Below are 15,413 nucleotides of genomic sequence, written 5' to 3' on the forward strand. Positions count from 1 at the left end.
GGATGGATAGTATTGCAGTGAACAAGCCTCAACCGATCACCATCAAGGAAGTTGCCGAAGAAGCCGGTGTCTCGCAGATGACGGTTTCGCGCGTGCTCAACAAGCAAAAGCTGGTCAAGGAATCGACCCGTTTGAAGGTTGAAGCCGCCATCGCCGCCTTAAATTACCGCCCCAATCTGATGGCCCGGAGCCTCGCAGGCGGCAAGTCCAAACTGATCGGTCTCGCCTATTACAACCCGAGCCCCAGCTATCTCAGCGCCCTTCTGGTCAGCGCCCTCAAGCGGTGCCGCGACCTGGGCCACCACCTTGTCATTGAAGACCTGTCCGATATCGAGGGCGACCTCGATACATCCCTGATCGTGAAGCGCCTGAGCTCGATCCGTCTCAATGGGCTGATCCTGGCGCCGCCGCTCAGCAACAACCTGACCCTGCTGGGACTGTTGAAGGATATGGGCATTCCTGTCGTGGCGCTGAGTTTCCGGGATGAGGAATCTGTCCATTCAAGCGTTGCCTTTGACGATGTCGCTGCAGCATTCGAAATGACTGAACTGCTCATCGCCAAAGGCCACCGCCGCATCGGCTTCATTCGCGGCCCTGTTGAGCATCCCTCAAGCCTCCAGCGCCAGGCCGGTTTCGAGAAGGCGCTGGAAAAGCACGGCATCCCCGTGGATCAGAGCCTGATGTTTCAGGGGGACTTCACATTCGTGTCGGGTCTTGAGCTGGCCAGCAAGATGCTGGACACCGCCTCGCCTCCGACCGCCGTGTTTGCCAGTAACGACGACATGGCGGCAGGCATCAGCGCAGGTGCGCAGCGCCGCGGCCTGAAAATCCCGTCGGAACTGTCGATCGTCGGCTTCGATGACACGGCGATCGCGGCCGCCATCTGGCCCCGCTTGACCACCGTGCGCCAGCCCATCGCGGAAATGGCACAGAACGCGGTCGATATCATTTCCGAGATCACCAGCCGGACATGGAATGGTGAGCAATTGCACGTCACCATTGATGCGATTGAGATCGTTGAGCGCGAAAGCCTGACAGCGCCGAAATAGTGACGCTTCGCCCCAAGGGTCGCCTGACTTTAGCCAGACATGAAAATGGCAGGCGAGTCTGAACCCGCCTGCCATTCATAAGTGTTGCAGGGCTGGCTAGCTCTGCATGTCTTCAAGTTCCTTGCCCTTGGTTTCGCGCACGGCCCAGACGACGAAGCCGATCGAGATGAAGGCGAAGATGGCGTAGATGCCGTAGGCACCTGTCAGACCGATGGCGGCGCTTCCGAGCATCATCGGGAAGGTCCACGTGATCAGGAAGTTCGCGACCCATTGGAAGAAGCCGGCAACCGCGAGGCCGGAGCCACGGATCTGGTTGGGGAACATCTCCCCCAGCGAGACCCACATGACGGGGCCCCAGGAGCCGTTGAAGAAGGCCACATAGGCATTTGCCGCGAGCAGTGCGATCAGGCCGATGCTGCCGGGCAGGCTGACCTGGCCATCCACCAGCCGCGCCTGCGAGAAGCAGAAGACGAGGATGGACAACGAGATGGCCATCCCTATCGAACCAACAAAAAGGAGCGGCTTGCGGCCGATCCGGTCAATCAGGGCAAGGGCCACAATCACCGCCATGATGGAGACCGCCCCGGAGATGACGTTGATGAGAAGCGCGTCGCCTTCGGAGAAGCCCACTGCCTGCCAGAGCACAGCGCCGTAATAGAAGACGACATTGATACCGACCAGCTGCTGGAATGTGGCGAGGCCAATGCCGATCCACACGATGGGGCGCAGGAATGTACCCTTTGCGAGCACGTCGGACAGCCTTGGCTTGTGGTCGTCCAGCGCCAGGGAGCGCTCGATCTCGCTGACCTTGTGCGGGGCGCGGCGGGCTCCACCAATGCGCGCCAGAACGCTCTCGGCCTTGGCGGAACTGCCCTTCACGACCAGAAAGCGCGGGCTTTCCGGAATGAAGAGGAGCGCAACAAGAAAGAAGGTCGCCGGCAGGAGCTCGACCCAGAACATCCAGCGCCAGGCTTCAAAACCAAAAAGCCATTCGTTGAGGGACGAACCTGCCGAACCGGCGATCAGGTAATTGCTGAGGAAAGCCACGAACAGGCCGCTGATGATGGCCACCTGCTGGATGGATGAGAGGCGCCCGCGGAAACGGGCCGGCGCGATCTCTGAGATATAGGCCGGTGACATGACACTGGCCGCGCCAACGGCGAGGCCGCCGATGATACGGTAGATGACGAATTCGAACGAGCTGTGCGCGACGCCTGACCCCCAGGCGCTGACGATAAAGAAGATCGACGCGACGATCATCATTGTGCGGCGTCCGAACGTGTCAGAAAGGCGCCCCGCGAGGGCCGCGCCCGCAGCACAGCCAAGCAGCATGGACGCCACATTGAACCCTGTGCCGACTTCTTCTGAGTTGAAGGCGGAGCGTAAGCCATCGACGGTGCCGTTGATAACGCCGCTGTCAAAACCGAACAGGAACCCCCCGATCGTTGCCACGCAACTGATCAGCAGTACAAATGCGAAGTCCCCCTCGAATTTTCCCGGCGTGATTGTTGTATCAGTCATTTTGCCTCCCTTGGCATTCCGCGGAATCAAGTCCGTCTTTTAGTCTTGATGAATCTAAAACCCATAATGTTAGGGCTACCATTACCAAAGCTAACTCAGCCTGCGCAATCCGCAAAGCGATTTAAAAAAGCCCTCGCCTGTCGTGTTTCCAACGGCGTACAAACGCCGAAGTTTAACCGGAGGCTCTCGCTACGGACGAGGAGAGTTACCCCGAACTGTCATTTTGTCATCTGATTATAGAAAAAAATGCCGACCCGTCTTGTCGGCTATCGTCTCTGATGTTAGCGGTATCATATAATTATAAAATGTACCTGTCCGCATAGACGGACGGCCAGAGGGAACGACATTCGTGTATTTGGGAATTGATATCGGCACATCGAGCGTGAAGGCGCTCCTGCTCAACGATGCCGGAAACGTCGTCGATACGAGCAGTGCTGAAATTCCGATATCGCGCCCCCGCCCCCTTTGGTCAGAACAGAAGCCATCCGATTGGTGGACGGCCACCAACATGGCAGTTGCCGGACTTGATGTGAACAAGCGGCACAAGGTCCGCGCCGTTGGCCTTTCCGGTCAGATGCATGGCGCAACCCTGCTCGACAAATCGCTGACGCCGCTCAGGCCCGCCATTCTGTGGAATGACGGGCGCAGTATTGTTGAGAGTGCCGACCTGCAAGCGCGGGAACCTGACTTCGTTACCAAGGGCGGCAATATCGTCATGCCCGGATTCACCGCGCCCAAGCTCGAATGGGTGCGTCGCCATGAGCCTGAAGTTTTTGCCAAGATACACAAAGTCCTGCTGCCCAAGGATTATGTCCGACTGCGCATGACCGGTGAAATCGCATCCGACATGTCCGACTCGGCTGGTACACTTTGGATGGATGTCGCGGAGCGTCGCTGGCATGCGCCGCTGCTGGCGGCGTGTGGATTGTCCGAAAACCAAATGCCGACCCTTTATGAAGGCCCTGAGGAAACCGGCATCCTTCGCCAGGAAGCTGCCGAAGCCTGGGGCATGGAGCGCGTACCCGTTGTGGCCGGTGGCGGTGACAATGCCGCTGGCGCAGTCGGTGTCGGAGTGGTGGACGAAGGCGATGCGCTTCTCTCGCTCGGCACGTCGGGCGTGATCTTCGTCGCCGGGAACAAATTCCGCTCGAACCCGGGCTCTGCCGCGCACGCCTTTTGCCATGCCCTGCCCGACCGCTGGCACCTCATGTCGGTGATGTTGAGCGCAGCAAGCTGTCTCGACTGGGCCTGCCGCGCAACCGGCACAAAAAATGCTGAAACACTTATCGAAAAGGCCGAACAGGACGGCACGATCGCCGGACAGGAGGTTTTCCTCCCCTACCTGTCAGGTGAACGCACCCCGCATAACAATCCTTATGCGAGCGGCGTCCTGTTCGGTCTCACTCATGACACTGACACGGCCCAAATCGCCCAAGCGGTGCTTGAAGGCGTTGCCTTTGGAATGGCAGATGGCCTGGACGCCTTGCTGGCCTGTGGCATCGATATCAAATCCATCTCTGTTATCGGCGGCGGCTCGCAGTCGGCCTATTGGGGACGTATCCTCGCAGCCGTCCTGAAGCGGCCCCTGTTCTATCGCGACGGCGCGTCCAGCGGCCCCGCACTCGGTGCAGCGCGGCTGGCCCGGTATTCCCAAAACCCGATGCCCTACGAGGATGCGTTCGGCGCACCCGCGACAACCAACGTCATCGAACCACATGACGCCGACATGGATCGGCTCGAAACCAAGCGCAAGAAATTTACGCGCCTCTATGGGGCGCTCTCGGATGAATTTACAGGAGCTTCGAATGGCTGACACAGATAGAATGACGCTTAAGGATCCGGTCTTCGGTGACATCGCCCCAATCAAGTTTGAGGGCCCCGACAGCGAGAACCTGCTTGCCTATCGCTATTACAACAAGGACCAGATGGTGCTTGGAAAGCGCATGGAAGATCACCTCCGCATGGCGGTGTGCTACTGGCATACCTTCTGCTGGGACGGCTTCGACATTTTCGGCGCAGGCACGTTCGACCGCCCGTGGCAGAATCCTGCCAATGACCGGAGCGCTGCCGATGCAAAGATGGCGGCGGCTTTTGAATTCTTCACGAAGCTTGGCCTTCCCTATTACTGCTTCCATGATGTGGACGTGCCCGAAGCCTCCACTACGCCGGACGAACTCTCGAACAATTTCAAGCGCGCAAGCGACCGACTTGGCACTTATCAGGAAGAGACCGGCGTCAAACTGCTCTGGGGCACCGCGAACCTTTTCAGCCATCCGCGTTACGCCGCCGGTGGCCTGACCAATCCAGATCCGGAAGTGGCGGCCTGCGCTGTGCGTCAGATACGTGATTGTCTTGAGGCAACGCATCGCCTCGGCGGCGAGAATTATGTGCTCTGGGGTGGACGTGAAGGCTATGACACGCTGCTGAACACGGACCTGACCCGTGAACTGGAGAATTTCGGCCGCTTCCTCTCGATGGTCGTCGAGCACAAGCACAAGATAGGCTTCAAGGGAAAAATCCTGATCGAGCCCAAGCCGCATGAGCCGATGTACCATCAGTATGACTTCGACACGGCCACGATTTACGGTTTCCTGTCGCGCTTCGGCCTGCTCGGCGAAGTGCACGTCAATATCGAACCGAACCACGCCACACTGTCTGGCCACAGCTTCGCACATGAAGTGGCCACGGCTGTCTCGCTCGACATGATGGGCTCCATCGACATCAATAGCGGCAACTACCAGAATGGATGGGATACGGACCAGTTCAATCTGGATGTCCGCGACATCACGCTGGCGCTAGTGGAACTCCTGCCATCGGGCGGGCTCGATACGGGCGGTTTCAACTTCGATGCCAAGGTGCGCCGCCAGAGCAACGATCTTTCCGATCTGTTCCACGGCCATATTGGAGGCGCAGACGCCCTTGCCCGCGCCCTGCTGGCGGCGGCCGACCTGATCGAGCGCGGCGAGATCAAGGATCTGAAAGAGAAGCGCTATAGCGGCTGGAACGGGGCGCTTGGCAAGAAGATGCTGTCCGACGGAGCTTCGCTGGCCTCCATCGCGGATCAAGCTGCATCCGAAAGCCTGAACGGGAAGCACAGCTCGGGCCGGCAGGAATATCTTGAGAACCTCGTCGCACGCAGCATCAAATAGGATCGCCCCATGCAATTTTTTGTCGACACGGCCGACCTTGATGCCATCGCAGAACTCAATGCCCTTGGCCTTGTGGATGGGGTGACTACCAATCCCAGCCTGATCAAGAAATCAGGCCGGGACTTCAAGGACACGATTGCCGAGATTTGCGGCATTGTCTCCGGACCCGTCAGCGCTGAGGTCATTGCGGTCGATGCGGATGGCATGCTGGAGCAGGGCCGCAAGCTTGCCGCGATTGCACCCAATGTGGTCGTGAAGCTGCCCCTGACGCTGCCTGGGTTGCAGGTTTGCAAGACGCTGTCCGATGAGGGTACGCAAACCAATGTGACTCTGTGCTTCTCAGCGAACCAGGCGCTGCTCGCGGCCAAGGCGGGAGCGACCTATATCTCTCCCTTTATCGGACGCCTCGACGATATTCACATCGACGGGCTCGATCTCATCCGTGAGATCCGCACGATCTATGACAACTACATGTTCGAGACGCAGATCCTTGCCGCGTCGATCCGCGGTCCGCTGCATGTAAAGGAATGCGCCTTGATTGGCGCGGATGTAATGACCGCGCCACCAAACGTTATAAGTGCGCTGGCCGATCATGTACTGACGGCAAAGGGCCTGGAAACATTCCTTGCCGATGCCAAGACCGCAGGGATCACGATTTAGGACCGTCGGCGTCCCTGCCTTAAGAAATGGAGAGAGCACAACATGACCGTCAAATCCCGGATTATTGGCGTACTGTTGGGCTCTGCGGCGATCCTGCCCTGGCTCCAGCTTCAGGGATTTTCCGAGCCTGTGCTCGATGGCCCTGTCATGGACGCGGCCGTCATCCAGCGAGACAGCCCTATCACCCTTCATGGATCAGCGGCACCAGACTCGCAGGTCTCCCTTAAGATTGCAGGTGTCGACGCGACGGCGCGCGCGGATGCAGCTGGCGCATGGCAGACCGTTTTGCCAGCCATGCCAGCGGGCGGCCCCTATACTCTCTCAATAAAGGACTCGTCTGGCACATCCACATATCAAGACATTCTGATTGGCGATGTCATCCTGTGTTCCGGCCAGTCCAATATGGAATTCCCGGTTTACCGCGCGCTCAACCCAGACCGGGTGATCGAGGCCGCGGTAAACCCGAACCTCCGGCTGATGACCATCCCGCAGGTCACGAGCATCACGCCTCTCAGCACGCTGCCAGAAGGCACCGTGTGGGAGGCCACCACACCCGAAACGGTCCGTGACTTTTCCGCTGTCTGTTATCTGTCGGGCAATGCCTTGCAACAAGATCGCAACGTTCCGGTCGGTCTGATCGATGCGTCCTGGGGCGGTTCGCAGATTGAGGCGTGGCTCTCGGCCGATGATCTCGAACACGTGGGCGGTTTCTCGGCGCAGCTCCACCAACTATCCCTGTACGCAAGCGACAAGCACGCGGCAATGATGGCTTATGGTGAGGAATGGGAACGCTGGTGGCGCGCCGCTTATGAGGGCGACACAACCTGGACCGGTTCCGGCGAAGGCGCGGGATGGAAACCAGCGCCAGCCGAAATGGATGACTGGCAAACTTATGACGACCCGGACCTGAAAGACCATCTTGGTCGCGTCTGGTTCTCCAAGTCCTTCACGCTTTCAAAAGCTCAGGCGCGCAAGGAAGGTGCCTTGTCACTCGGCCTGTTCGACGACACGGATGCGACCTGGATCAATGGGCATTTTCTTGGATCAACTTCCAGCTGGACGGACAACAGAACGTATGACGTGCCGGCCAAATTCCTGAAAGCAGGAAAGAACACGATCATCGTAAACGTGCGAAATACCTATGGCCCGGGTGGCATGATGGGGCCTGCCGATATAGTTGGCCTGCAACTGGATTCCGGGGACACCCTGCCGCTGGGCATGGACTGGTCCTACAAGCTCGTCAGCGAGGACAAGCCCGGCGGGCCACAGCCGCCATGGGAATCGGTGAGCGGATATACAACGATCCACAATGCCATGACGGCGCCGCTGGCTGGCTATCCGATGAGCGGCGCAATCTGGTACCAGGGCGAGAGCAATACGGACCGGGGCGGGCAGTACCAGACCCTGCTCACGCAACTGATTACGCGCTGGCGACAAGACTATGGGGCTGAACTGCCTGTCGTGGTGGTGCAATTGCCGGGGTATGGCGCCATGCCGGACAAGGCGGGGCCTTCGGGATGGTCCGATGTACGTGAGGCCGAACGCCAGGTAGCGCTTGATGATGCCCTGACTGGCTTGGCAGTCACCATTGATGCCGGTGACAGGACGGACATACATCCCCCGAACAAGCAGCTCGTGGCTGAGCGAGTGACCGATGTTTTAAATGTAGTCAGTGGCGAGGAGCCCGGAGTCGCAGATGGGATTGCGCCGTCCAGTGCGACACGCGGCCAAGTCACGATCACGCTGGAGATGCCAACCGGCGGGTTGAAGGTGATCGGGTCTGACCGGCCAATCGCTTTTCAGGCCTGCGATGCGTCAGCGAACTGCGAATGGACTGCGGCGAGCCTGAATGGAAAAACAATCACAATCGCCATTCCTGCCAACATGGAGCCCGTGGAGGTTCGCTACTGCTGGGGTGATGCGCCCATATGCAACCTGTTCTCGGATGAAGACGTGCCAGTCGCGCCCTTTAGCCTCGCGGTGGATTAAGCATGGTATCTCCCGCCCCCTTACCGGGGAGCGGGAGTGCCCCATACGCCCGCACTATTCCTTGACGAAGTTGACCTTGGTTGAGACTGCGCCATCCTCGGTCACATAACCTGGTTGCCCGCCACCGACCGACAGTTCCGCCGACATACCGGCTGGTGCGATCAGTTTGCCCGCATCATCAAAATAGCCCAGCCGCTCAGGTGAAAGGTCGAAGGCAACGCGCTTGCTCTCGCCTGGCGCCAGATCGACCACGTCGAAGGCCACCAGCTCCACGCGCGGCGTCGAAGCATTGGGACGACTATCGAGCTGGATATAGGCCTGGACGACTTCACGCCCTGCCCGGTCACCCGTATTGGTCACCATGACGGACACAGGCATTGGACTCGCACCGTCGGGATTTTCTGGCACGGACATGTCAGAATACTTGAACGTCGTGTAGCTCAATCCGTAACCGAACGGGTAGAGCGGCTCACCCTCGTAATACTTGTAGGTCCGGTTCTTCATTGAATAATCGTCAAAAGCCGGCAGCCCTTCGAGAGACTTGTAGAATGTGACAGGCAACCGGCCCGATGGGCTGAATTCGCCCCAGAGCAGGTCAGCGATGGCAGTGCCGGCTTTTTCTCCGGGATAGAAGGCCTGCACGATGGCAGGAAGGTTTTCGTCTTCCCAGTTAAGCGCGATGGCACTGCCGGAGAAATTGACCAGCACGACCGGCTTGCCGGTAGCTTGGAGCTTCTTCAACAAGTCTTCCTGAACCTCAGGCAGCTTGAGGTCGGTCCGGTCGCCGCCAAGGAAGCCATCAATCTTGACGCTCATCTCCTCGCCCTCAAGGTCGGCATCGATCCCGCCGAAGAACAGCACAACATCGGCGTCCTTGGCCGTTTCAAGCGCCTCTCCGGCCCAGTCGCGGGATGTATTCACCCAAGACAGCTTAGCGATGGGTTCGATCGTATTGACCGGCCAGTCCCGAACGGCGTTCAGTGTATATTCGACCGGGTAAGCCTTGCCTGCCTTCATATCGATCGGGCCGTCGGTGATCTTCTTGCCGTCAACCGTGGCCTCCGACATTCTCGGAACCCCAAAGCTGTAGGCACCATCGGTTTCCGGAACGATGAAGCCTGTCCAGACAATCACAAATTCATCCGCGATCTCGCCGTTGATCGGCGAGGTTTTCCAGTGGTGATCGATCTGTGCGTCGACCGTGACAGACACCGGATCGCCATCGCGCGCAGCATTGTCCCAGCTCGTCATTGTGAGGCCGGGCTGCAGGTCGCCATTCTCGTCGGCATGCTTGAAAACGCTCGCCTCGACCGGCTTCCGGTTGCCGAAGACGTTGCCTGCCAGTGCAGAGCCCGGCGCATAGACGACATTCTCGGCGCCAGCCTTGGCGATCACGCCCTCAAGGGCCGTAACAGGCGCAGTCGGATAACCGAAATAGTTCGCGACCAATGTCAGCTCATTGTCGGCGTTCGGGCCAATCACGGCAACTTTTGTGCCCTCTTTGAGCGGCAACACGCCGTCATTTTTGAGGAGTACGAGCGAACTACGTGCCGCTTCCGCAGACAGGGAAAGGTTCTTTTCACTCGCAACGACGCTGTAAGGGATCTGGGAATAAGGCACGTCCTTGTCGAACTCGCCAAGGCGGAACCGCGCCGTGAAGAGCCTGGTGACAGCCTTGTCGATCGTAGCCTCGTCGATCAGGCCAAGCGCGACGGCCTCTGGAAGGGCATCCATCTTATTGCCCTCACCATCTCCGCAATTCAGGTCCGTGCCCATTTTGACTGACAGTGCAGCGGCCTCGGCACGTGTCGCGACATAGTGATGAGCATAGTCATAGTAAAAGTCGCCGATCGCGCCGCAATCAGACACGACGTATCCATTGAAACCCAACTCGCCCCGCAGGATGTCGACCATCAATTCCTCGCTGCCGCAGGCAGGCGCGCCGCGAAATGCGTTATAGGCACACATCACGGAAGCAACCTTCGTATTGTCGAACGCAGCCTTGAAAGCGCCAAGGTAGGTTTCGTGAAGGTCCGCTTCAGTCGGATCATAGTCATCAGAGTGCCGGGTCGTTTCGGGACCTGAGTGCACGGCGAAATGCTTCACCGTCGCAATGGCCTTCAGGTATTTCTCGTCGTCCCCCTGGATGCCGTTGACGAAATTCGTCGCCATCCGGCCGGTGAGAAATGGATCCTCTCCATAGGTTTCCTGCCCTCGCCCCCAGCGGGGATCGCGGAAAATGTTTATGTTCGGCGACCAGTATGTGAGGTCCGTATACATCTCGTACACACCATGGCTCGCGAAATTATTGTGCTTGGCCCGGCCCTCATCCGAGATTGCCGTCGCAACCTCGAGCATCAGGTCTTCGTCCCAAGTCGCTGCAAGGCCGATGGCCTGAGGAAAAAGCGTTGCCTCGCCCGCGCGCGCCACACCATGCAGCGCCTCGTTCCACCAATTGTGTCTGCGGATGCCGAGACGTTCGATTGGCGCAGCCTTGTCGTACATTTGCTCGGCTTTTTCCGTAAGTGTGAGACGACCAACAAGGTCTGCCGCACGCGCTTCCGGGCTCAAGGAAGGATCCTGGAAAGCATACTCATAAACAGGCGCCGAAGGGGTCGTCCCGGCAAGTTCCACCTCTGCAGTATCACCCCCCAAAGCCTGTTCTGAAACACCCGCACAAGCTGCGACTCCTGCAATCAGAGCAGCGATTGCCACCGTTTCACGAAACCGATTACGCCGTGGCCTGATTGTCGTGCGCATATGTACTCCTCCGCATTTGGGAGCTGTCGCGACGCGCGCACCTCCACTTGTTTGATCCTCTTTGTTGCACGCTAACATAGCCTTCGCCAAGTCCTTTCAGAATTGAAATCCTGTCTAGTAAACGCCATGACTCGGGCGACTTTAAATTCGCCCTTAGCGAGAGGTGTTGCTAATACGACACACTTTTCCGGCATCGCTAACATTTTTGTTAAGGCCTATTGATAGCGCAAACATTTCGTGGTCGCATCTACTCAGGCATGAAGACCGGCGTTCCGGCCATGACCAGATGAAAACTAGTTCGGCGCATCGTGGGATGACGTCGACGCTCAGAGGGAGGAAGTCTATGACCTTTACCAAGGAACAAGTCGTGGTGCGTGATAAGCGCACCCCCAAGTGGACCGCCCTGCTCTGCGGCGTTTCCGCTGTGTCGCTCATCAGCGCCATGCCGGCATCGGCGCAGGAAGCAGCTGACGAAGAGTCCCGCCAGGAAGTCGTGGTGGTGCAGGGCATCCGTGGATCGCTCGAGCGCGCCATGGATCTCAAGCGCGAATCAAACGGCGTTCTCGACGCCATTTCGGCCGAAGACATCGGCAAATTCCCGGATACCAACCTTGCTGAATCCCTTCAGCGTATCACTGGCGTATCGATCGACCGGTCGAACGGTGAGGGCTCCAAGATCACGGTTCGTGGCTTCGGTCCGGACTTCAACCTGGTAACCCTGAATGGCCGCACGCTGCCCACGGCAGACATCGGCGTGATCGGCGAGCGCGGCAACTACGGAGCCGGCGGCGACCGTTCATTCGACTTCTCCAACCTGGCCTCTGAAGGCGTGAGCGCTCTGGAAGTCTACAAGACCGGCCAGGCTATCCTTCCATCGGGTGGCATCGGTGCGACGATCAATATCCGGACACGTCGTCCACTTGATACACCAGGCTTCCAGGCATCGGCCGGTGCCAAGGTGATGAATGATACAAGCAACGAAGGCGGTGATGACTATACGCCCGAATTGACGGGTCTCGCGAGCTGGACCGACAATAGCGAGCGCTTTGGCGCGGGCATTTTTGGCTCCTATTCAAAACGCGATTCCGGCGCTCCAACACAGCAGGTCAATGACTGGCTCGTGTTCGACCCAATTGTAGACGGAGAGTTCGGAGACAGCAGCTATGTGCGGGGGGACGGGTCTACTGTCGTCACCAACGCGCCCAAAGATGGCCAGCTCTACGCCATCCCACAGGACAGCCGCTATGATTTCTCGGATATCTCCCGCGAGCGGATCAATGGTCAATTGGTCCTTCAATTCCGCCCGATGGATAACCTGACCCTGACAGGCGACGTCACTTACGCCCAGAACAAGTCGGAAGAAGACCGATTTGAGCAAACTAACTGGTTTGCAACACCATTCGACCAAATCACCTTTGACAATGATGGCCCCGTGGCAACGGCCGTTTTCCTCCAGGAAAACAATAACGGCACGAAGGACATTGGTTTCGAACAAACCAATCGCGCAACGAAGGACGAATTGAAATCGTTTGGCTTCAATGCGGAATGGGAATTCAGCGACCGCGCTCGTTTCATACTCGACGCACACAGTTCAGAAGCGACTTCAGGCGGCGATAACCCGCTCGGTCATTCGGCGACCTTCGTGGCAATCGGTGCGCCTGTTATCCTGCAGCACTCTGTCGACTTCACGGGCGGTTATCCAATCCAATCGTACACGATCGACGACAGTGCAGCTGGCAACAACAATGGCATTCTGGATGTAGGCGACCTTGCCTCGCAGGTCGCCCGCTCGGCGGCCTCGAACATGAAGCACGAAGTTGATGAAATCGACATGCGCGTTGTCTGGGACTTTGATTCCAGCAGCCTGACCATCGGCGGGAACTATCGCGATACGGAAATGAACCGCACCACTCGCACAACTCAACAGGATCTCGGAAGCTGGGGCTTCAGCAATCCGCGCGATGTGGAACAGTTTGCACCGGGCATAATGGAAGCCTATTGCCTGGGATGTCTCTTTGATGACCTTCCTGTCGGCAAGGCGGATACAGCCTTCAAAGGAAGTGCAACGGATCTCTTTACAGCCCTTTCCGCAGCCTATCCTGGCAATGCTCCGAATATCTCGGAAACTGCGGACCAGGTGACGGAAGAAATCACTTCCCTTTTCGCCCAGTTTGATATGGAAGCCGAACTGCTCAATCGCCCTGCACGTGTCAGTGCCGGCATCCGCTACGAAGACACGAAAGTGAAGTCGACAACACTGCAGTCAATTCCTTCGGGAATTTTGTGGCAGTCTGATAATGACTTCCTCGTGCAACAATCCGGCACCAAGCAGGACCTCTCCGGTGAGGGCAGCTATGACCACATTCTGCCCAACGTCGACTTCCAGCTTGATGTCACGGACGATATCGTTGCGCGTGCGTCCTATTCGAAAACGATCGGTCGCGTAGCTTACAGTAACCTGTTCGCCTCAACCACCGCGAACGCACCAAACCGTCCGTCGGCCCTTGGTGGCCAGGTGACAGGCGACTCACAGAACCCGGCTCTCCTGCCACTGGAGTCCGACAACTTCGATGTGTCGCTTGAGTGGTACTATGGTGACACGAGCTATGTATCGATTGGCTATTTCGACAAGCGCGTGAAGAACTTCATCGGTAACGGTGTTGTTGAGCGCAACCTGTTCGGTCTTCGCGATCCTGCATCTGGCCAGGCGGGAACACGTTCGGGTGATGCTCTGGATGTGATCAGCGCACTTGGTGTTGACCAATCCGAGGCCAACCTGTTCACAATGGTTGCCCTGATCGACGCAAATGGTGGTGACGTGGCTGCTGCTCAGGCAGAGTTCCAGTCTAACCTGGTTGGCGGTGCGCTTCCACAGGCCTATGTGGACTCCATCCTCGGCCAGTATGATGTGACCGCAGATGCCAATGACCCGCTCCTCACTTTTGCGGTGTCTCAGCCGATCAACAACAAGGAAGGCAATATCGACGGCATCGAGTTTGCCTGGCAGCACTTCTTTGGTGAGACCGGCTTTGGCTTCGCGGCCAACTACACGATGGTCAATGGCGACGTGGAGCTTGATCCGACTGCCTCTCCATACGAGAACCAGTTCGCGCTGGTTGGTCTCTCGGACTCTGCCAACTTCACGGCTATCTATGAGAAGTACGGATTGTCCGCACGTCTGGCCTATAACTGGCGGGACACCTTCCTCCAGGCCACGAACCAGGGCGGAGACCGGAGCGGTATTTATGTGGAAGACTTCGGCCAGTTCGACCTGAATGTCAGCTATGACATCAACGAACATGTCGCTGTATCCTTCGAGGCAATCAATATTACCGGCGAAGACCAGCGGGTTTACCACCGCGTTCCGGAGCAGTTCTACTACTCCTATGAACTGTCTCCACGTTACCTGCTGGGCGCCCGCTACAAGTTCTAGCGGTCGACAGACAGAGACTGTTGGGGATAAATTGAAAAAGGCCGCTCTTCGCAGCGGCCTTTTTTGCCCGACCGGACCACCCACCAAGAGGCGCAGCATGACCAATATGGCTTTGCTCAACAATGTAGAGCACCACGACCTGAAGGTGATCGCAGGTCACGGCCCGGAATATGGCGACAGCATTAACCTGACGACCATCTTCCCGACTGAGTTTGCCGAAGCCCAGCGGGACTATCCGATATTGTTCCGCAAGGATGAGAATGGCCAATACGGTGCAGTCGCATTACTCGGCCTGGACAAGGGTGAAAACCTGTTCCTGACGAATGAAGGCTGGCAGGGGCGCTACATTCCCGCCATTCACCAGCGCGGCCCCTTCGTAATTGGTCGGCAGAACCAGGTCATCGACGGCGAAACCCGACAGGAGCCCGTGATCTTCGTTGATCTCGAGGACAGCCGCGTGAACCGATCCGAGGGCCACCCGCTCTTCCTTAGACATGGCGGCAATTCACCCTATCTGCAGCATGTGAGCCATGTGCTCAGGATCATCAACAAAGGGGCAGAAGTTGCGCGGCCCATGTTTGCGGCATTCGAGGCTGCAGACCTCATTGAGCCTGCATCCCTTGAAATCCGGATAGACGAGCACACAGTCTATCAGGTGCCTGATATGTATTCCATAAATGAACAGAAGCTCGCCGCGCTCGACGGGCAGGTCCTGGAGAGCCTCCATAAATCCGGCTTTCTCCGCGCCGCTTACCTGGTTCTCGCATCCCTTCCCAATGTCCGCAGGCTGATCGCACTCAAGAATGCAAAGCGCGCAGAGAATGCCTAGTCTTTCGCGGAAATACAGTAGCT

The 15,413-nt window shown here is 57.9% G+C and carries 9 protein-coding genes; 7 read left to right on the forward strand and 2 right to left on the reverse strand.

Going from position 1 to position 15,413, the window contains the following annotated elements; genetic code table 11:
- Nucleotides 1–2: 2 nt before the first annotated feature.
- On the forward strand, nucleotides 3–1,049 hold the full coding sequence (locus tag HY30_RS17170) for a LacI family DNA-binding transcriptional regulator (protein WP_034743932.1): 1,047 nt from the start codon (nucleotides 3–5) through the stop codon (nucleotides 1,047–1,049).
- A gap of 96 nt (nucleotides 1,050–1,145) precedes the next feature.
- Here HY30_RS17170 and HY30_RS17175 read toward each other — a convergent pair whose 3' ends face one another.
- The gene (locus HY30_RS17175; RefSeq protein ID WP_051615646.1) at nucleotides 1,146–2,570 is read right to left on the reverse strand and encodes a sugar porter family MFS transporter; all 1,425 of its coding nucleotides are present in this window, start codon (nucleotides 2,568–2,570) and stop codon (nucleotides 1,146–1,148) included.
- Between the two features lie 349 nt (nucleotides 2,571–2,919).
- Between HY30_RS17175 and xylB the strand changes: the two genes are divergently transcribed.
- From xylB to HY30_RS17195, 4 genes are read left to right on the forward strand one after another with little or no spacing between them, the layout of a single operon-like run.
- A complete protein-coding gene (gene xylB / locus HY30_RS17180; RefSeq protein WP_034743709.1) occupies nucleotides 2,920–4,383 on the forward strand; it encodes a xylulokinase in 1,464 nt (487 codons plus the stop codon).
- Nucleotides 4,376–5,719, forward strand: a complete 1,344-nt coding sequence (xylA, locus tag HY30_RS17185; RefSeq protein ID WP_422120002.1) for a xylose isomerase — start codon at nucleotides 4,376–4,378, stop codon at nucleotides 5,717–5,719. Before xylB ends, xylA begins: the two co-directional genes overlap by 8 nt.
- Before the next feature lie 9 nt (nucleotides 5,720–5,728).
- The gene (gene fsa / locus HY30_RS17190) at nucleotides 5,729–6,379 is read left to right on the forward strand and encodes a fructose-6-phosphate aldolase (RefSeq protein WP_034743712.1); all 651 of its coding nucleotides are present in this window, start codon (nucleotides 5,729–5,731) and stop codon (nucleotides 6,377–6,379) included.
- Nucleotides 6,380–6,421: 42 nt separating this feature from the next.
- On the forward strand, nucleotides 6,422–8,368 hold the full coding sequence (locus tag HY30_RS17195; RefSeq protein ID WP_034743715.1) for a sialate O-acetylesterase: 1,947 nt from the start codon (nucleotides 6,422–6,424) through the stop codon (nucleotides 8,366–8,368).
- A 54-nt stretch (nucleotides 8,369–8,422) separates the two neighbouring features.
- Here HY30_RS17195 and HY30_RS17200 read toward each other — a convergent pair whose 3' ends face one another.
- On the reverse strand, nucleotides 8,423–10,939 hold the full coding sequence (locus tag HY30_RS17200) for a glycoside hydrolase family 3 C-terminal domain-containing protein (protein WP_241765770.1): 2,517 nt from the start codon (nucleotides 10,937–10,939) through the stop codon (nucleotides 8,423–8,425).
- A gap of 532 nt (nucleotides 10,940–11,471) precedes the next feature.
- Here HY30_RS17200 and HY30_RS17205 point away from each other — a divergent pair.
- Both HY30_RS17205 and HY30_RS17210 read left to right on the forward strand, forming a co-directional pair.
- A complete protein-coding gene (locus tag HY30_RS17205) occupies nucleotides 11,472–14,561 on the forward strand; it encodes a TonB-dependent receptor (protein ID WP_081812344.1) in 3,090 nt (1,029 codons plus the stop codon).
- A gap of 97 nt (nucleotides 14,562–14,658) precedes the next feature.
- The gene (locus tag HY30_RS17210; RefSeq protein ID WP_034743718.1) at nucleotides 14,659–15,390 is read left to right on the forward strand and encodes a SapC family protein; all 732 of its coding nucleotides are present in this window, start codon (nucleotides 14,659–14,661) and stop codon (nucleotides 15,388–15,390) included.
- The last annotated feature ends 23 nt before the right edge of the window (nucleotides 15,391–15,413 follow it).

The sequence above is a fragment of the Hyphomonas chukchiensis genome (assembly GCF_000682695.1).
GTDB lineage: Bacteria > Pseudomonadota > Alphaproteobacteria > Caulobacterales > Hyphomonadaceae > Hyphomonas > Hyphomonas chukchiensis.

Bases quoted from the DNA above. Each gene is read 5' to 3' on its own strand.
- HY30_RS17170 (WP_034743932.1), top strand. From the start codon at position 3: ATGGATAGTATTGCAGTGAACAAGCCTCAACCGATCACCATCAAGGAA.
- HY30_RS17175 (WP_051615646.1), bottom strand. From the start codon at position 2,570: ATGACTGATACAACAATCACGCCGGGAAAATTCGAGGGGGACTTCGCA.
- xylA (WP_422120002.1), top strand. From the start codon at position 4,376: ATGGCTGACACAGATAGAATGACGCTTAAGGATCCGGTCTTCGGTGAC.
- fsa (WP_034743712.1), top strand. From the start codon at position 5,729: ATGCAATTTTTTGTCGACACGGCCGACCTTGATGCCATCGCAGAACTC.
- HY30_RS17195 (WP_034743715.1), top strand. From the start codon at position 6,422: ATGACCGTCAAATCCCGGATTATTGGCGTACTGTTGGGCTCTGCGGCG.
- HY30_RS17205 (WP_081812344.1), top strand. From the start codon at position 11,472: ATGACCTTTACCAAGGAACAAGTCGTGGTGCGTGATAAGCGCACCCCC.
- HY30_RS17210 (WP_034743718.1), top strand. From the start codon at position 14,659: ATGACCAATATGGCTTTGCTCAACAATGTAGAGCACCACGACCTGAAG.